We start from the raw sequence: 17,692 nt of genomic DNA on the forward strand, positions 1-17,692 counted from the left end.
CTTTGGGGTGCAATGACTGTGGGAATCATAACTAATTATGCGGACATGATATTACGCATAGGTAATGGAAAATCGAACCACAGAGAACACAGAGGGCACGGAGGAATAAGAGTTTGAGAGAGTTATTGTGTAAGTCCTAAGATTGCCGAAAGCGACCCTACTCGTGTACTTCATTTACCTGAAATACGCTTTAATCTTTGCGGGCACTCAGATAAGGTTGATTCCGTCACCATTAGCCATCATGGACAAACCTTAGTTAACAGCAGTGCTGAAATAAGCTAGTTCTGAGAAAACTATTAAAATGCGGCAGTTAGTGTAGGAAGACAACGTGAAAATAACGATTATTGCTAAAACATTAATTACATCCATAGGATTTTTCACTTTATTTGCCCCAAGCGAAGCATCGGCTCAACTTATACCGCAACCTTGGGTTTCAGTCGGTGGCAAAGATGGTGATATAACTTATGCTGTAGGAGCTAGAGCTTTAAATTTTGGAGTTGAAGTCGGAACTGGCCCTGATGGCGCTACAGGAGTAGATGTTTTGAAATTTATCAGTTTGCCTGTAGTCTCACCTTATGTAGGAGTTGGACTTTATTCTGAAGATAAAGGCGTTGCAGTTTCAGGTGGCGTTCAGGTAGGCGCTACCGATAACGTTTTTGTAGGTGCTGGTTACAATTCTATTCGTGGCTTTAATGGGCAACTGGGAATCAGATTTTAACAGTAATTTATACGGTAATCTGCTTTGAGTTGTGAAGTTAGTCGTGGAGGTAGGCAATAGGAAATTTTCAAATAAAAAAATATGTAATTATTCTTGTGGGGTGGACATCTTGTCCGCCCTTCGTTACGTGTAGGCGAGACGCCCACGCAACAAGACCTTACAAAATTGGATAATTTATTTCTTGGTAATTCTTAGGGAATAGATTTTTTGACGAATGATTTAGGATGGCTATAATTGTTTGATTATTCGGCAAAATAGAGATTAGTTGAGGCACATACTAAACGCTGCCTACCGATCCCAGGTCATACGCTTGATAACTGTTCACTCTTAACTCTTCACTCAAAAGTTCAGCTATACATGCTATCTTTTTGGATAGATGACATTTGATAGACAAAGAGTAAAGGAATTGTTTATAGAATGTCCAACACTCGGCTATTATTCAGATTTTCGGCACACTGTTAGTGTTATTTATTTAACAGGAATCTCCTTATGGAGCCAGGGCTAAGATTACTCATTCAATTGGTATTAGAGTTTGCACCTGTAATTGTAGACCTAATACAAAAAAGAAGCGAAGAAAGTCTGACTACGACTAATTATCTCTTGCCAAAAGTTATCAACGAAGTTGTAAAAGCTGGAAATATCATTACACAAAATGATAACTCTGGTTCTAGCTTTGAACAAACAAAACTTCTGCAACAACAATTGGCTGTTTATCAGCGTGAAACACAATTAAAAGTAGCAAGTCAAGAAAGAGAGACTGCTCTCAATTTACCAGAAGTATACAAAATTTTTGATAGTTGGCCTTTGAGGTTATACCCCTCACAAATTTTAGAATTTCATCCAAATCCAGGACGCACTCCACTAAAAGTTTTTCTTGCTCCTCCCGAAATCAAGTTTGACCAATTTGAACATAGGACTGATGGGATTTCTGAAATAGAACTCATGTTGGCTGAAGGTTTAAGAAAATTGTTCAATCAACATTATTCTCTGCACAATCCCATTAGACCAACGGAATTTTTAGCAGGGGCTTGGGATAGTAAACGTTTTCATAGTGAATCCAGTATCAAGGCTGTGTATGGCATATTGAAAACAGAGCCAATTTTAATTTTAGAGTCAGAAAATGATGGAGATTATCTAAATTTCAGGATTGCGTATTGGGGTTTCAAACAAGATAAATATTATTACAAAACTATTGCGCGGTTATCTTATAAAGAAATTCTTCAGGAATCTGCTAAAAGTCGGGCTTTGGAGTGGAAAACAATTCGAGATCAATTATTAGCTTTGGGAGAAAATTTAGACGAAATCAATCTTTTAGGGAGAGATAATGTCTTTAATTTAGCAATTTTGGAAAAATCAGAAAAATGGCAGTCTCAAGGAATTGATGTTAGTAAGTTATCCTTGCAATATCAAGTTAATCATCAAGATTTTGAGAAACTTTGCCAGGTGTTGATTAATTGTCACTTTCTGGTTGCTGCTTGGGTAGCGGATATTTATCACTTAATTCACCATGATGTGCCACCTTTACTGCCAAAGTTGCTGCCAAGTTTGCTTAAAGATGCTCTTGATTTACAATCTGTCCAAGCAATAGCTTCTGGTTACAAACAAGTCTACCAAGCTCTAGAACAGGAACGACGTTACTGGGTTCCAGAGTTGGCTTTGCAATTAGCTCACAGTTTATCGCATTTACCCGATCGCTCTTGGGCACAAGAACAAATTGATTATTCAATATACATATGGTTGGAATTGCGTCAAGTCTCACCACAGGAATTTGCTAATTCATTAGAGGCCATGCAGTCAGCCGTGAGAATTGAAGATGAAGAATATTTCCAAAAGTTAAAAGAATATTTTACAGCTGTGAACGATCGCCAAAGTATTCTAAGTGTAGATAAACTGTTAGATGCGATCGCTAATCTCAAACACAAGCGCACCCTAGAAACTGCCAATCTCAAGTACACCCTCACTGGACATGCTGGCAAAGTCACCTCTGTGGCCGTTAGTCCTAATGGCGAGATTTTAGTTAGCGGCTGTGCAGATAAAACCATCAATCTCTGGAATCTGCAAACTGGCAAACTAATTCGCACTCTTACAGAGAATTGGGGTGAAGTTTCATCTCTAGCAATTAGCCCCGATGGTAATTTCCTTGCTGTTGGTAGCTGCGAACACCCCAAAAGTAATGTCAAAGTCTTGCATTTGAAAACAGGCAAAGTATTGCACACACTTTTAGGGCATCAAAAACCAGTAAATGTTGTGGCAATCAGCCCTGATGGTACAATTCTTGCTAGTGGCAGTAATAAAATCAAGATTTGGAATTTAGATAAAAGCGATGCCTGCGGCGGGCTATGCCAACGCATTTGTACCCTTTGGCATTCATCTGCTGTTCATGCCGTAGCCATCAGCCTTGATGGTACAATCCTTGCCAGTGGTAGTTCTGACAACAAAATCAGGTTGTGGAACCCACGCACAGGCGACCCATTAAGTACACTTAACGGTCACGATGGCGAAGTCAAATCAATTGCCATGAGTCCTGATGGTCAACTTCTCTTCAGTGGTAGTACTGACACAACTATCAAAATTTGGCATTTAGGCACTGGTAAACTGCTGCACACATTAACTGGACACTCAGATGCAGTAAAATCCTTAGCCGTTACTGTAGATGGACAAACTCTAATTAGCGGTAGTGCCGATCAAACAATCAAAATGTGGCGACTTTCCACAGCCGAACTACTGCAAACCCTGACTGGACATTCAGGAACACTGAATTCTCTAGCCCTAAGTCCTGATGGTAAGTTACTCGTTAGCGGTAGTACAGACCAAACCATCAAAATTTGGCAAATAGTGTTGAGCTAAAGCTTTGACCTGTACAATACAGCGGATTTCAAGTTGGTTAGGGTTCAATATGCCAATTATTTTAAACGATCTTGCATAAGTCCTAAATAACTTCCTGATAAATGATGTGCGATCGGTACTGCTAAATAGTAGGTAGAAAGAAGACAATGGCACTAAGATAAGCCAAAGTTCTGTGTTGCCTTGTTCCTTCTGCTGCACTCTGCCTTCTGCTTTCTTCAAAAGAACCACCAGCGATAGTAACCAATCATTTATAAGAGGTAACCTGTGAAGAACTACGGTGTCTTGAAAGGAACAGCCGTCCAATACAAGCGAGATAATGACCAAGACCCTCACTCGGAACTCTTAATGAACGTCGAAGGAGTGAGTTTTCGGATTGCAATCAACGTGCGTTCGAGTCGTGGCCCTGTCCAGAACAGGCTGATCGAATACTTGATTATCCATGACATTAAGCATCCAATTGTTGACCGTGCGCGCGAACTACCCGACGGTTGGAATAACCTGAAAGATGGTGTAAAGGATGATGCCGCAATCGACTATATCCGCAGTAACATCTTCCGGGCGACGGACATGAAACCGATCGCGCATCTGACACCAGGTCCGAACAACGACCTGTTCGAGCATGTAGAGGATCTTCTCCAACGAGCGATCGAGGAGGACAGTGCTGTGGTGTATGCGTTCGGCGAGCGCTGGGGTCCTGAAGAACGCAAGAAAGACGAGTATTTTGAATTTTTGCCTGGTAACGGAGTCCACCTGATTCATATGAACCAGGGTGGTGCTGGCGAGCAAAACGGCACTTTCCGTGATGGTGCTTTGATTATCGACTTTCCGAAATCAGGCATAGCATCAGCGCTGTTTCTGAAGTTTCAAAATCAAGTCTGGCACACTGACGATCAAGACGCTACACCAATCGAGGATGCTCCCACGGTTCCTGTAGTTCCAATCCCGGACACTGGGACTATCGATCCCTGGCCTGTAGTCCCGCCGGATTCCCCGTATCGCCTCGCACGCATCATTGCTGCGATGGTAAATCCTCGTAACGATGACCCCGGCCGCGAATCCGTGACGATTCTTAACATTTCTGACCAGACTTTAGACTTAACTAACTGGAAGATTCTCGACCAACAGGACAAGGCTGATACGATTTCTGGCTCAATTGAGCCAGGGGAAGCAACCGTTTTCCGACTCAGTGGAAGCGGAGCGCAACTGTCGAACAAGGGGGGAACAATAACACTTATAAACTCCCAAGGACTCAAGGTTGATGGTGTTGCATATACCAAGGCTGCCGCAAAAACTGAGGGTAAGCCAATCGTCTTCTTGTGAGTAGGGACTACACCAATACGCTTGGGTTAAGGAAATTTATCTGTTTAGGCAGGCTGTTCTTGAGCAGGGGAAGCAGGGGAGGCACGGAGAGAAAAAAAGGCTTATCCCAAGCGTATTGGGGACTACATTTTAAGTCAACAGGACTTACGCACTAAGGTTGTCCGTTGAGACTGGGTGTAAGGGTGTAATACCAATTCAAAATTCAAAATTCAAAATTAAGAAATCCTTGTTTTACAAGGGTTTCTAGATTTGGATCTGTTTCAAACTCTTAGTGAATTGGTATAAGGGTTTTGAACACCCCGCACCCTCCCCCAAACACTTGATTTTTCGTATCACTGCGTAAGTCCTAGTGAATACGGTTCAGTTAGGCACGGGGAATAACCGAAGTCAAAATTAGCTCCCTGACATCCTCTGGGGAATCTTGTTGCAATGCTGATGCAGCGATCGCCTCACTTTCCTCTAAACTTAACTGATGAATCGCCTGTTTAATTGCAGGTATACTTTGGGGATTCACACTCAATTCATCCAGCCCTAAACCTAATAAAATCGTTGTCGCTAAAGGATCTGCTGCCAATTCGCCACATAAGCCGACGGGAATTCCCGCCGCATGGGCAGCCTGAACAGTTTGCTGCACCATCCTTAACACCGCTGGGTGGAGCGCATCAACTAAATTTGCCACGCGTGGGTTAGTGCGATCGCCTGCCATGACATACTGACTAAGATCATTAGTGCCGATACTAAAAAAGTCTACTTCAGCGGCTAACCGCTCGGCGATCGCTACGGCTGATGGCACCTCTACCATAATCCCGACTTTCATCCCTGCATCAAAGGGAATACCAGCTTGATTGAGTTCAGCTTGTACTTCACCGAGAATTCTTTTCGCTGCACGCACCTCAGTTACAGTAGCAATCATCGGCAACATGATTTTAATTTGGTGTCCGACACTAGCTCTCAAAATTGCCCGCAACTGAGTTTTGAAAACTTCTGGATTACCCAAGCAAAAACGAATTCCCCGCCAACCTAAGAATGGGTTGGCTTCGGGAAACCCTACTCTGAGGTAAGGAAGTGGCTTATCGCCGCCGATATCTAAAGTCCGAATCATCAGCGGGCGATTATCCAAAACTTGTGCGATCGCCTGATACACTGCTAATTGTTCTTCTTCTGTGGGGGCGCTTGTCCTGTCCAAATAGAGAAACTCGGTGCGGAGTAGTCCCACACCTTCAGCGCCATTAGCTACAGCAGCTTGCACATCGCTGATACTACCAATATTGGCAAAAACGCTAACTTGCCGACCATCACGAGTAATTGCTGGCTGATGCGCCGTGACTCGTGCTTGCTGTTGGGCAGTTTGCCAAGCTTCTCGCTTTGCCTGAAGCTGTTCTAAGATATCTAATTCTGGTTCTACCCAAGCTTTGCCGCTTTCACCATCCAGTGCCATGATTGTACCGTCTGCCAAGTGCAACACTTGGGCATCTACTCCCAAAACTGCGGGAATACCCAAAGTGCGGGCGATAATTGCGCTGTGGGAAGTGGCACTCCCAGAAGTTGTACAAATCCCTAGTACCTTTGTTGGGTCTAGTCCGGCGGTATCTGAAGGCGTTAAATCGCTGGCTATCAAAATCGCTGGTGACTCCAGATGCAAGTTGGCAGGGGCATGTCCAGTTAATAATCGCATCACCCTTTGCCCCACATCTGCAACATCGTCCACTCGCTCTTGCAAATAAGAGTCCTCAAGTGTCTGGTAGGAAGTCGCCACTTCATCGACTACGGCTTGCCAAGCAGCTTCGGCATTGATGTGCTGTTCTAAAATGCGCTGATGAGCCGCTTCTAAGAGAACTGGATCTTCTAAAAATAGTAAATGGGCATCAAAGATGGCGGCTTCAGCATCGCCAATTTGAAAAGATGCTTGTGAGAACACCGCTTGAATTTCTTGTCGGGCGATGTGAATAGCAGCTTGTAAACGTTGCCACTCTCCTTCCACATCTTCTACGTGGTATTCCGTAACTGCAATTGGCGTGGGTTGATAATGCACAACAGGTGCGATCGCCACTCCACCAGAAGCCGGAATTCCCAAAAGTTCGCCGGGAGTTGCTGGGGTAACTTCGTGTTGCAAGACTGCTGGATAGTCAAAAGCAACATTATCTTCACCAAAGTTAGTTGCAAACAATACTTGCAATGCTGCCAGTGCTGCATCTGCATCTGAGCCGGTAGCAGTAATCAGCAATTCGTGTCCTTGCCGCACCCCTAAAGTTGTGACTTGGTTAATACTGTCGCCCCGGACTAATTGAGTATTTCTAGTTAAATTCCGCACCAGAATTTGAGATTGAAATCGGGCTGCGGTTGCCACAAACTGGGCTGCGGGACGGGCGTGTAATCCTAAGCGATTGCTGACAATCAGTCGAATTTCTTGCGTTGGGGATTCTGGATTGCTGGCTGGGATGTCGCTATCTACAACCGACGAAGTGCTACTAACTCCACCCAATTGCGTGGCTTTTGCTGCTAATGCGCCCCGTGCTTCCGCCATCACTTGCTGAATGTTATTACCAGCCGCCGCAGCCACCACAGCAGCGATCGCACCTTCTACCAGAGGGGCTTCACACAAATAGACTTTTTGCCGCTGTTCCTCTGGGAGAAATTCCAGTGCCATTTCTGCGCTGAGTAAAGCGCTACCCAAATCCATTAACACCAAGACACCATCATCAGAGAAAACAGCAGCCATCGCTTCACTAACTTGGATGGGATCTGTACCCAATGGATTTTCGGGGTCTTCAATACCTGCTGCAATAGCGATCGGGACTTCACCCTGAACCATCTGCGCGGCAAGTTCCCGCACACCCAAAGCTAGTTGTTTACTGTGAGAAACTATGACAATTCCGACCACTGCCACACCGCCAATCTTATTGAGAGGTTTGTGATTAGCCAGTTATCCATTTCATCTTTCCATTGGGCTAAAATTGCAACTCCCCGAAAATGTTCCGGTCTTGCCAGCTAGAAACCCGAACAAAATAGCCCTCTTTTATAGAAATACGTGGTGTCCACTCATAAACCCCATCGCTAGCAGTACGGGAAGAAATGTTTTGGATAAGTTTGTTCCCATAGTACAACTTAATCGAGACATCGCCATCAAAATTGTCTCGCCACAATATTAAATAAGGCTGATCTTTGTTTGCAACGACTTTACCAACTGGCTGACTCAGCAAGATTTTTGGTGCAACCTGATTTTTACTTTTATTACGGAATCCCAAATAATGAGGTAGGTGTCGAAAAGTAGGATTTTCTTGCAGATTAGACAGTTGTGGAACAATAATATTTCCTTTTTGGGGATTGAATAAATAAGTCGATCTGCCGCCGTCAACGGTAATAATATCGCCTTTGACTCCTAATTTACGTAATAAATCCGCGGCCTCGTCTAGAGTTGCTTGGTTGACTGTCATAATCAACAACAACTCGTCACCCTTAACACCATCTTTGTTAAGAGTACCGATGACTTGGTATTTATTTACTTGATTTTGAGCCAATACTTTTGCGGGATGGTCGCTGTATCGGTAAGTGACGATCGCATTTTTTACTGCTTTTTGATTCAGAGGCGCACCACTAACTTGGTCATAATTGGTAATGTATGCCTGCTTATCATCCCAAACTAAAGCCTTGAGGCGAATATTACTATAATATTTATCTTTTGGTTCTTTGACAGGGCCGTAGGGGCTATTACCGCCACTGATGACTACACCATTGAGTTTAATCGGAAAAGATAATTGCGTACTAGGTTGATATTGCTCAAAAAAAGAACAATTAATGATAGAAAAAACGTTGTTAGCATAAAGCCTTTGATATTCATCGGCAACTTCAGAGAATAATTTATTTTTGAAGAAAGGGCTGTAATGTCCACCTTCTCCTTGATAATATTTACCTTGCTTTTGACCCATATCATCGACCTCTCCACTGATTTGGTCGATGTGCATTTTGCGGAGGTCAATAACTTGTAAATAAGCTTCGTTACCGTTCGTTAATTCTTTTTTATATAAAGCTGCACCGTCTATAACCTGAAGAGGCTGATAAGAGGATAAAGGATCGAAACTTTGAGCAATCCAAAGACTACTCAAAATTGGCAGTAAAAAAAGCAATAAATTTATGAAAATATTCATTGGTATTTTGTTGAAGTTGAAAGAAAAGTTAATGTCAGCCAGGTTCTGAAGTCCAAGTTTTGAGTTTTAACAGTGAAGTTTCAGGCTTTTTACTTGGATGTTGTAGGTCTAAAGTCGAAGCTTCGAGTTCTGGAGTGCAATTTTCAACCTTTGAACTCGGCATTTTGATTTCAGAACTCCAAACTTGCTGTTCAAAACTCGGAACTTCGACCTTTTTGCTCGAACATTGAGCTTCTGAACTTGGAATTTCGTGCTTTTATCTCCAAAAATCAAGCTCAAAACTCGGAATGTCGAGCTTTTAACTTCAACATCCAAGTTTTGAACTTTAACATTGCACCTTTGAAGTGCAACTACCAAGTTATTTTTTACAATGCTGTTTTTTGAACCTTGGCTTTTCTAGATTTACGGGCAAACCGTTGTCCCATTTCCGCTACTACTGCATCTAAACCCGCAACGTGTCCGCTGGCTTTGGCATAGTTATATACCTGTAACGCGGCTGTAAAAGCTTCACTACCGACTGCAAGAGTCGTATCATCCAACAATTCTTGTAACTGCGTCAACGATAACAACAGCGGATACAACGCTTCAAATAATTGCACATCCTTCCGCATTTCTTCCAAGTCGAACGAACGCGGTAAAAACTCTGGGTTCTGTGTCGCCACCTCTAATGCTTTGCTGACAAACGCCCGACTTTTATCTCCCATCTTGGGTAAAGCTTGACGCTTCTCAGTAGTCAAATCGATTAAAAATGGTAACTTTTGTTTAATCGTGGCGATCGCTTGTAACAGTTCATCTCGCTGTGTTTGTTCTAGTATTGCACTAATTGAGGTCGTAGACATAGAAATAAATCTCTAGCATTTTGATTAAATCTAGAGTGCCCAAGTATACAATTTAAATTTCTAATCAGGTTGCGTCTGAGAGCTAGCTTAATCTCAATGAGAGTGGCTGACTCTGGCGTGAGTTCTAAAAATTCTGCAACGCTTCCAACTTTCCAGCTTTTTTCCTGTAGCCGTTTTCTTTTGGTTTCATTCATAATGATAATTTCGTATGTCTCTCGTTGTAGTATAATTTTGCTTTTGTATTCTTAATGGTATAAGAGATGACGCCTCAATTTGAATACAGCACTCTTGCCCATCTCCAGGATATTCAGCAGCTTGGGCCTCTCCTTGACCAGTGTTTTGTCAACGCACTTGGTAGCGAGGGAGCTTACATGAACCGCGTTGGCGTAGAAAATTTTCGCATTATTCGTGAGTCAGAAAAATTAGTTGGTGGATTAGCAACTCTAGATATGGGTCAGTGGTGGGGTGGTGAGCGTGTACCAATGACGGGAATTGCCGTAGTGGGTATTGCTCCAGAATACCGTGGTTCGGGAGCAGCGATCGCTCTCATGCAGCACACCCTCAAGGAACTTTATGCTAGAGGTATACCCCTCTCTGCTCTTTACCCAGCAGTGCAAACCCTGTATCGAAAAGTTGGGTATGAGCAAGCGGGTAGCTGGTACATTTGGGAAGTTGCAACCAACGCAATTGGGCTACGGGAGCAACCCCTACCTATGCAACCAGTAGTTCCGATAAATCATCAAGTCTTTCACGAACTATATCAGCAACAGGCAAGACTCACGCATGGATATTTAGACCGATATCCCGCAATTTGGCAAGGATTAATCCAAGCAGATGAAAAAGAAACAGTCTATGCCTATTTCATTGGTACAAAAGACCAACCCGAAGGTTACATCATCTTCACTCAACAACGAACACAAGATGGTGAAATCATCTTTGTCAAAGATTGGGTATTGAGAACAGTTGCTGCTACACAAACTTTCTGGTCTTTTCTAGCTAGCCATCGCTCCCAAATTCAGCGGGTGCGCTGGAAGAGTTCTGCAATTGATACCCTGACATTGGTGTTACCAGAGCAAACTGCCAAGATTTGGAGTCAATTTCGCTGGATGCTGCGAATAGTAGATGTAGTCAAGGCATTGGAAATGCGGGGTTATCCATCGGGAATTCAAGCTGAACTGCACCTAGATATTCAAGATAAATTGCTAGATGCAAACAATGGTAAATTCATCCTTTCTGTTGCTAATGGACGCGGTGAAGTTACAAAAGGTGGCAAAGGTGAGTTGCAGCTAGATGTCCGAGAACTAGCACCACTATATACGAGTTTGTTCTCTCCCCACCATTTGCAAATAGCCGGAAAACTGCATGGGACAGAAAAAGCTATTTCAGCAGCTACGCAAATATTTGCAGCTAGCTCTCCTGCGGTGGCTGATTTCTTTTAATGTGAGTTAGACAAACCTCTCGGTGCTTTGAACTAAGGGACTTTCAAATAAAAAAACATCCAACTTTTCTTGTGGGTTGGACATCTTGTCCCTCCTTGTTTATGGGCGGGCGATATGCTATTGGTGTCAAATTAAGCTCAGACACTCAATTTTACCTCGTTTTAGATCCCCCAACCCCCTTAAAAAGGGGGCACAAGATTCTAGTTCCCCCCTTGGAAAGGGGGGTTGGGGGGGATCTAAAATCTAGGTGGTACATCGAAAATTTTTGAAATGCTTATCAGACTTCGCTTTCACGTTATACCACTTTTCGGTTGAGTGGAATACAGACCTAACCCCCAGCCCCTTCCCTACAAGGGAAGGGGAGTAAGATTCAAAGCCTCTCTCCTTTTAGGCTATCCATTACCCGGATCTTTCTCAACATTTGCGAGAGTATTCACTCACGTTTCTTACAACCCTTATTGGTCTGTTGTTAATTCTCAATAAAAACCTAATTTTAGCGAGAATATTAAGAGCCAATTTGTCAAGTATGCCTCACACCTCAGTGTTTAAGATGCTTACAAAACAAACGTTTCAAGATTGTAAAGAAAGATGTGACTAATGGATAGCCTTTTAGGAGAGAGGTCAAAGTGTATTGCATCCAAACGAGAATCGCTATAAGTTGACATCAATGGCGAGACGCCCACCCCACAATATTGGATAATTTATCGATCATCTCTAAGTTGGAAACATAATTAATCCTTGGCTCGTCGTTCCGCTAGATTAACAATTTCCGTTGTTGTCAACTCACGTCACAAACAAAGTTCTCAGCGATTTACTTTTGATAAGTAATGATGATTTGTTGTGCTTATGTAATCCCAAATATCATCTCCAAAAATAACTCAATGGGATTTCTGAATTTTTATCCGGAAGTTCAACATAGTCATCAGAAAACAATCTAAGTAAAGCTGGTTAGTTGCTCCTTACTTGCACACACAATCACAACATGAAATCACATCTACTGGCCATTGGTTTAAGCAGTTTGGTTCTAGTTGCAGGACAAGCTAAAGCCTCACAATTACAGTCTTGGTACTTTGATTCTAGCCAAAACCAATTACACCTAACTACTACTTCTGGAATAGAACCAAAAGCCTTTTTATTAGATAATCCTAATCGATTAGTAATTGATTTACCTGGAACTAGTTTTAATTCTGATAGTGTCAAACAAAGTTTTGGGAATGCGGTGAAAGAAATTCGCCTCGGCAAACCAGATTCTCAAACAACTCGTTTTGTCGTAGAATTAGCTCCTGGTTATGATGTTACTTCTCATAATGTTTCAATCAAGGGAGATTCCCGTTCTCATTGGATTGTCAAATTCAATTCATTTGACCGCCAAAATAATCCCGTTGTTGGGGAAAATAGAGAAGATATTGCCATCAAATCCACAGATGCAGCCACATTTGCAGGAGTTGTCAATCTTGGTCAAGAGATGGTCGGTATCACTTCTCAAATTCGCACTTTGTTAGCGAGTTATAAAACATTAAATCCGGGAATCTTTTTCTTAGATTTAGATACAGGAAACTATATAGATATTAATGGCGAAAAAAGATTTGCTGCTGCCAGTACAATCAAATTTCCCTTGTTAGTCGCTCTTTTCCAAGAAATAGACGCTGGGAGAATCAAACTCACAGATAAATTAGTGATGCGGCGCGATTTAAGGGTTGGTGAATCTGGAACTATGCAATACAAACCCATCGGAACTAAATTTAGCGTCCTAGAAACTGCTACCTTGATGATGACAATCAGCGATAATACCGCAACAAATCTGGTACTTGATCGCTTGGGTGGTACAGCAAAAGTTAACCAACGTTTTCGTAGCTGGGGATTGCAAAATACAGCAATGCAAAATTTACTCCCAGACATTCCTGGCAAAAATACAACCAGTTCTAAAGATTTGGTGAGATTGGCGGCGTTAGTTTCTAATAATCGTTTGCTATCCCCAAACAGCCGCAATCAAGTTTTAGGCATTATGCGCCGTGTCAAAACCAATAGTTTACTACCAGCCGGTATTGGTCAAGGAGCTACCATCGCCCACAAAACTGGTACGTTGAGATTTATCATTGGTGACGCGGGTATTATTCAAATGCCCAACGGCAAAAGCTATTTAGCAGGTGTTTTGGTACAAAGACCAAACCACGATCCTAGAGCTGGAGATTTTGTCCGTGAAGTTTCTCGCAGAGTCTATAATTACCTAGACCATACTAAAGTCAGCAATATACAACCTGCCTTTGGCGATCGCACTCGTTAGCAATAAAGTTAAAGGGAGTGGGGAGTGCGGAGTAGGGCAGGGAACAGGCAATAGGCAACAGGCTTAAAAGCCCCTACCATCAGTTTATGTCCTTAACCTAGCTGGCAACTGCTATATTATTCTGATCGTAAATGTAGGGGCGTACAGCTAGCTGTACGCCCCTACCTATGTATATGTATCAGGTATTTCCTGAAATGGTATTAGCTGAGGAAATTGGGTGTACCACTACCACCATTCTTACCAACAGCAGGAATTTCCAGTAGGCTATCTGTGGCTTGGCCAGTACCATCATTGGTAACCGAGGTTTCGTTTCCTGGGTGTCCGTTGGGAATGAACAGCTGGGGATGATCGAAGGGCGCTTTGTCGTGGACAACTCGCTCATCGGTGAGTCCTTTTAAGAAAGCCACCAAGTCCTCTCTTTCAGTTGGGGTTAGTCCCAAGGGGCGGAGGGCACTTTGCGGGCGGAAATCTCCACCACGATTGTAGAAGTCCATCACTTGCTCCAAAGTTAAATAACCACCATTGTGGAAGTAAGGGGCAGTGAGTTCTACGTTGCGTAGCCCTGGAGTCTTAAAGCTTCCATCTGCAACTATTCTGTCATTGGAGGTAACTGTAATATTGGGGCTTGAACCCAGAAGGAGTGGGAATTTACCCAAAGCAGCGACCCGCGACTCAGAAAGCGGATTACCAAATGGGTCTTGACCACCAACACCAGTGTCTTCTAGGGTGGGTCTAACACCAATATTGAAGAAGCCATTGTCAAAGACGATTCTTTGAGTGGGAGTGTTGATCGTTCCTAGCCGTTGGTTTTGTACTTTGCTAACCGAGGCATTAGTGAATTCTACTCCACCATGACAACCAATACAGCCAGCTCTGCCGTTAAAGAGGTCTTTACCTCGTTGCTGCTGCAAGGTTAGGGCATTGGTATTTCCTTCTAAGAAGCGATCGTAGGGCGTATCATCAGAGATGAGTGTAGACTCGTACAACTGAATTGCAAGCCCGAAGAACAATGAGAAATTGTACTCGCTTAGTGTATATTCATCAGTTTCAGAGGAGTTATCAGGCTTTTTAACAAAAGTCCTTCTACCTTCAGAATCAACCTGGATGAGTTGATTAGACTTCCACCACTCAGGCTTGAAAGCATCTTTAATCAGCTGATCGTAGGTTTTATCTTTGAGTCCAGGTTTAGGCCATTTACTATCTGCACCTAAAACGCTGTCTTGTGGATCTACAAGCTGTTTGCCTAGTGGTTTGAGGCGAGATAACTTTTGCCCCAGTTTTCGAGGGAGCTTTTTACCTTTAGCAGCGCTACGAGATTGTCTGTCAATTCGCCCGAACTTATCACCAATTTCTTCAAAGGTGCGACCATCCGCTGACGACTCGAAGGAACTCAGTGGCGGTCCGACCGCTTGGGAAGCTAAAGACGAATGATTCAGGCTAACTTTTACAAATTTTAGGTTATTTGGGTTTTCTGCTTTGACGACAGAGGCGTTGGGATCTCTTAAACCAAAGGGATTGACTCCATTGAAGATTTCTTGTGCCCTTCCGTCCCAGAAGTTGCGAAAGTTAAATACTGAATTAATCACAGTTGGCGTGTTACGCGGTTCAACGCGGCGCACATTCACGCCTCCAACGTTAAACACTGGATCTGGCTCCTTTTTTACTTGGTCTTCCGCACTACCAGGTATGACATCAACAAATTTCGTATTGAAGACCCCCTGGGAAGAACTGACATCGTTGCGATCGGACACAACGATCGCCGGATCGTTCGGCGATAATTTGTGAAAAGGAAAATCCTCTGGCTTGAGTTGGTAGTTAGGCGAACCACCGACATTAAAAACTGTATCTGGGTTCTCTGTACCATCAGCGTTAACCCGCAAAAGTCCAGGAGCTATCTGATTTTTCGATCTATTGTCGGCTCCTGCATGGAAGTGACAGGTTGCACAGGAGGTCACGCCGTCGCTACCAACCTGCATATCCCAGAAAAAGGCCTTTCCTAATTTGATGGCGGCTGCTTTGTCTTTTACGAAGTCTGCGAGATTGTCGGGTTCTGGAACAGGCACACCTTTGAGCGAAGCTACAGGTGTGCCAGTAATTTGCGCTGAGACAGTATTTCCAGCTATTACTGCTGTCATAATCATGGCAGCAATTACTATAGTTTTGGAAAATCTCGATCTCAGAGGTTTAAGCTTGCCCGATCTGTGTCTTTGCCTTTGGGGCTTGATGTCAACGGGTAATTTGGATGATGGCGTTGCTCTAGGAAATTTATCAAGCTCAAAATGCAGCAATTTCGGCTGATTAGCTACGCTTTGGATTGTTTGCTTAATCGTAGTGACCAGAAATTTGAGCAAAAATCGACCTCTTGAACTGAGTAGTAAATAAATTGGTAAGCTAGTTGAAACTAGCACCAATACTATTGCAGGTATAATCCCCATAGTTGTGGGCTATAAATTAATACTTCGATAAATCATACAATGGCTAAAAAGCTTTAATTTTGTTGTTTACGTAAAATGATTACTAATTTTATGTGAATAAAAAAATCACAAAAATATAACTCAGTTTGGGAAAGTAAGCAATATTTTCTACATTTATGTATAGAAAATAGCGGTTGATATGCTTATATAGCAAGAGTTTGATAAAATGTAGATATCTAAAATAGATATGTTTGAGGTTATTATTAGCCCTAGTTGGATAGCTTATTTAAATGTCACTACATCAAAGTTCTGGTCGCTGGCGGTTAGGGTTAGGGTTATCGCTTTTAACGGTCTTACTGTGGGGAATTTTACCGATCGCTCTTATAGTAACTCTGCAAGTACTTGATGTTTATACAGTTATTTGGTTTCGTTTTTTAGTATCGTTTATACTGCTTTTTGTATATTTAGTTATCAGTGGTAAATTGCCCAAGTTAGAACGATTAGGTTCTAATTCTGCGAAATTATTAGCGATCGCTACACTCTTTTTAGCGATTAATTACTTCTTATTTATGCAAGGTTTAGCGTTAACATCACCTGCTAATGCTGAAGTTCTGATTCAATTAGCTACTGTTTTATTAGGTTTGGGCGGTTTAGTAATTTTTCACGAACGTTATCGGCTGTATCAATGGATTGGTGTCAGTGTACTGACTTGTGGTTACTTTTTATTTTTTCGGGAACAGCTAACGAATTTAATTACTGCGCCTAATACCTATATACTCGGTAGTATTTTGATTGTGCTAGGAGCAGCAGCATGGGCTATTTATGCTTTAGCACAAAAGCAATTATTACAATCTTTATCTTCTGCTAGCATCATGCTAATTATTTACGGAGGCTGTGCTTTATTATTCACTCCTCTAGCTAGAGTAAAATTAATTTTTACACTTGATGCTTTACACTCAGGTATGTTGATTTTTTGTGCTTTGAATACTCTAATTGCTTACGGTGCTTTTGCTGAATCGTTAGAACATTGGGAAGCATCACGAGTCAGTGCAGTGTTAGCTTTAGCTCCCATTGTGACATTAATATCAGTTGCCGTTGTATCAGCGATCGCACCTGATTTAATTCCACCAGAACGCTTCACTTTTCTAGGAATATTAGGAGCCGGTTTAGTAGTCGCAGGTTCAGTGGCGATCGCCTTGGGAAAAACTGATTGAATAAGTCAGGATTCAGAATTCAGAATGTAAAAAAATCAACAGCGAATTTGCTTAGTGTTAATGGTAATGATAAATTAATTCAGATTAATCCTGAATTTTGCGGAGAATAATTCTAATAATTATTAGAAATTATTTTCAAAAGCTTTAGTGTTTTTTTAACCTAGTAAAGTTGTCGCACATTCAAAGTTACAACATAAATACTGAGGCAGGATATTTTTTCGTTTGTTATGATTTTCTGGTGAAGGCAAACTACTGAAGTCATCCTTCTGTAAAATCGATACTTTTCCCGCAAGTTTGACTCTGTAGCGATCTAATTTGTGCAATTTATAGCCAACAAAAAATGTTTGAAGAAGAATTTAGAAGCCAGAATCTAATGTTGATGGTTAACGGTTGACTGTTGATGTGCGTTGGAGCAATCCTACGGGGTTACGATTGGACTGTCAACCAAGAATTCCCCGGCTTCTAGGCGTGG

At 42.4% G+C, this 17,692-nt stretch carries 11 protein-coding genes; 6 read left to right on the plus strand and 5 right to left on the minus strand.

Annotated elements, in window-relative coordinates; translation table 11 throughout:
* Positions 1-328 precede the first annotated feature (328 nt).
* From ACM0OY_RS31450 to ACM0OY_RS31460, 3 genes are all read left to right on the plus strand, one after another.
* Positions 329-718 carry a hypothetical protein gene (locus ACM0OY_RS31450; protein ID WP_414572692.1) on the plus strand — a complete coding sequence of 130 codons (390 nt, stop codon included), beginning with the start codon at positions 329-331 and terminating at the stop codon, positions 716-718.
* A 489-nt stretch (positions 719-1,207) separates the two neighbouring features.
* A complete protein-coding gene (locus ACM0OY_RS31455) occupies positions 1,208-3,565 on the plus strand; it encodes a WD40 repeat domain-containing protein (protein WP_414572693.1) in 2,358 nt (785 codons plus the stop codon).
* A 264-nt stretch (positions 3,566-3,829) separates the two neighbouring features.
* Positions 3,830-4,885, plus strand: a complete 1,056-nt coding sequence (locus ACM0OY_RS31460) for a DUF2278 family protein (RefSeq protein WP_414572694.1) — start codon at positions 3,830-3,832, stop codon at positions 4,883-4,885.
* Positions 4,886-5,249: 364 nt separating this feature from the next.
* On the opposite strand, the gene ptsP is transcribed toward ACM0OY_RS31460, so the two are convergent.
* The 4 genes from ptsP to ACM0OY_RS31480 form a co-directional block, all read right to left on the minus strand.
* Complete coding sequence (gene ptsP, locus ACM0OY_RS31465; protein WP_414572719.1) at positions 5,250-7,766, minus strand: phosphoenolpyruvate--protein phosphotransferase; 2,517 nt, start codon at positions 7,764-7,766, stop codon at positions 5,250-5,252.
* A gap of 67 nt (positions 7,767-7,833) precedes the next feature.
* A complete protein-coding gene (locus ACM0OY_RS31470; protein ID WP_414572695.1) occupies positions 7,834-9,030 on the minus strand; it encodes a hypothetical protein in 1,197 nt (398 codons plus the stop codon).
* Between the two features lie 34 nt (positions 9,031-9,064).
* Positions 9,065-9,193 carry a hypothetical protein gene (locus tag ACM0OY_RS31475; RefSeq protein ID WP_414572696.1) on the minus strand — a complete coding sequence of 43 codons (129 nt, stop codon included), beginning with the start codon at positions 9,191-9,193 and terminating at the stop codon, positions 9,065-9,067.
* Between the two features lie 202 nt (positions 9,194-9,395).
* Entirely contained in the window at positions 9,396-9,869 is a 474-nt protein-coding gene (locus tag ACM0OY_RS31480; protein ID WP_414572697.1) for a hypothetical protein, read from the minus strand.
* A gap of 260 nt (positions 9,870-10,129) precedes the next feature.
* Here ACM0OY_RS31480 and eis point away from each other — a divergent pair, with 260 nt between their 5' ends.
* Together eis and ACM0OY_RS31490 are read left to right on the plus strand one after the other, a co-directional pair.
* Positions 10,130-11,308: an enhanced intracellular survival protein Eis gene (gene eis / locus ACM0OY_RS31485; protein WP_414572698.1), complete on the plus strand. Its 1,179-nt coding sequence runs from the start codon at positions 10,130-10,132 to the stop codon at positions 11,306-11,308.
* Positions 11,309-12,290: 982 nt separating this feature from the next.
* A complete protein-coding gene (locus ACM0OY_RS31490; protein ID WP_414572699.1) occupies positions 12,291-13,592 on the plus strand; it encodes a serine hydrolase in 1,302 nt (433 codons plus the stop codon).
* A 200-nt stretch (positions 13,593-13,792) separates the two neighbouring features.
* Here ACM0OY_RS31490 and ACM0OY_RS31495 read toward each other — a convergent pair whose 3' ends face one another.
* A complete protein-coding gene (locus tag ACM0OY_RS31495) occupies positions 13,793-16,027 on the minus strand; it encodes a cytochrome-c peroxidase (protein WP_414572700.1) in 2,235 nt (744 codons plus the stop codon).
* A gap of 269 nt (positions 16,028-16,296) precedes the next feature.
* Here ACM0OY_RS31495 and ACM0OY_RS31500 point away from each other — a divergent pair, with 269 nt between their 5' ends.
* Entirely contained in the window at positions 16,297-17,220 is a 924-nt protein-coding gene (locus ACM0OY_RS31500; protein ID WP_414572701.1) for a DMT family transporter, read from the plus strand.
* The last annotated feature ends 472 nt before the right edge of the window (positions 17,221-17,692 follow it).

This window comes from Nostoc sp. CCY 9925, assembly GCF_963920935.1.
Classification (GTDB): Bacteria; Cyanobacteriota; Cyanobacteriia; order Cyanobacteriales; family Nostocaceae; genus Nostoc.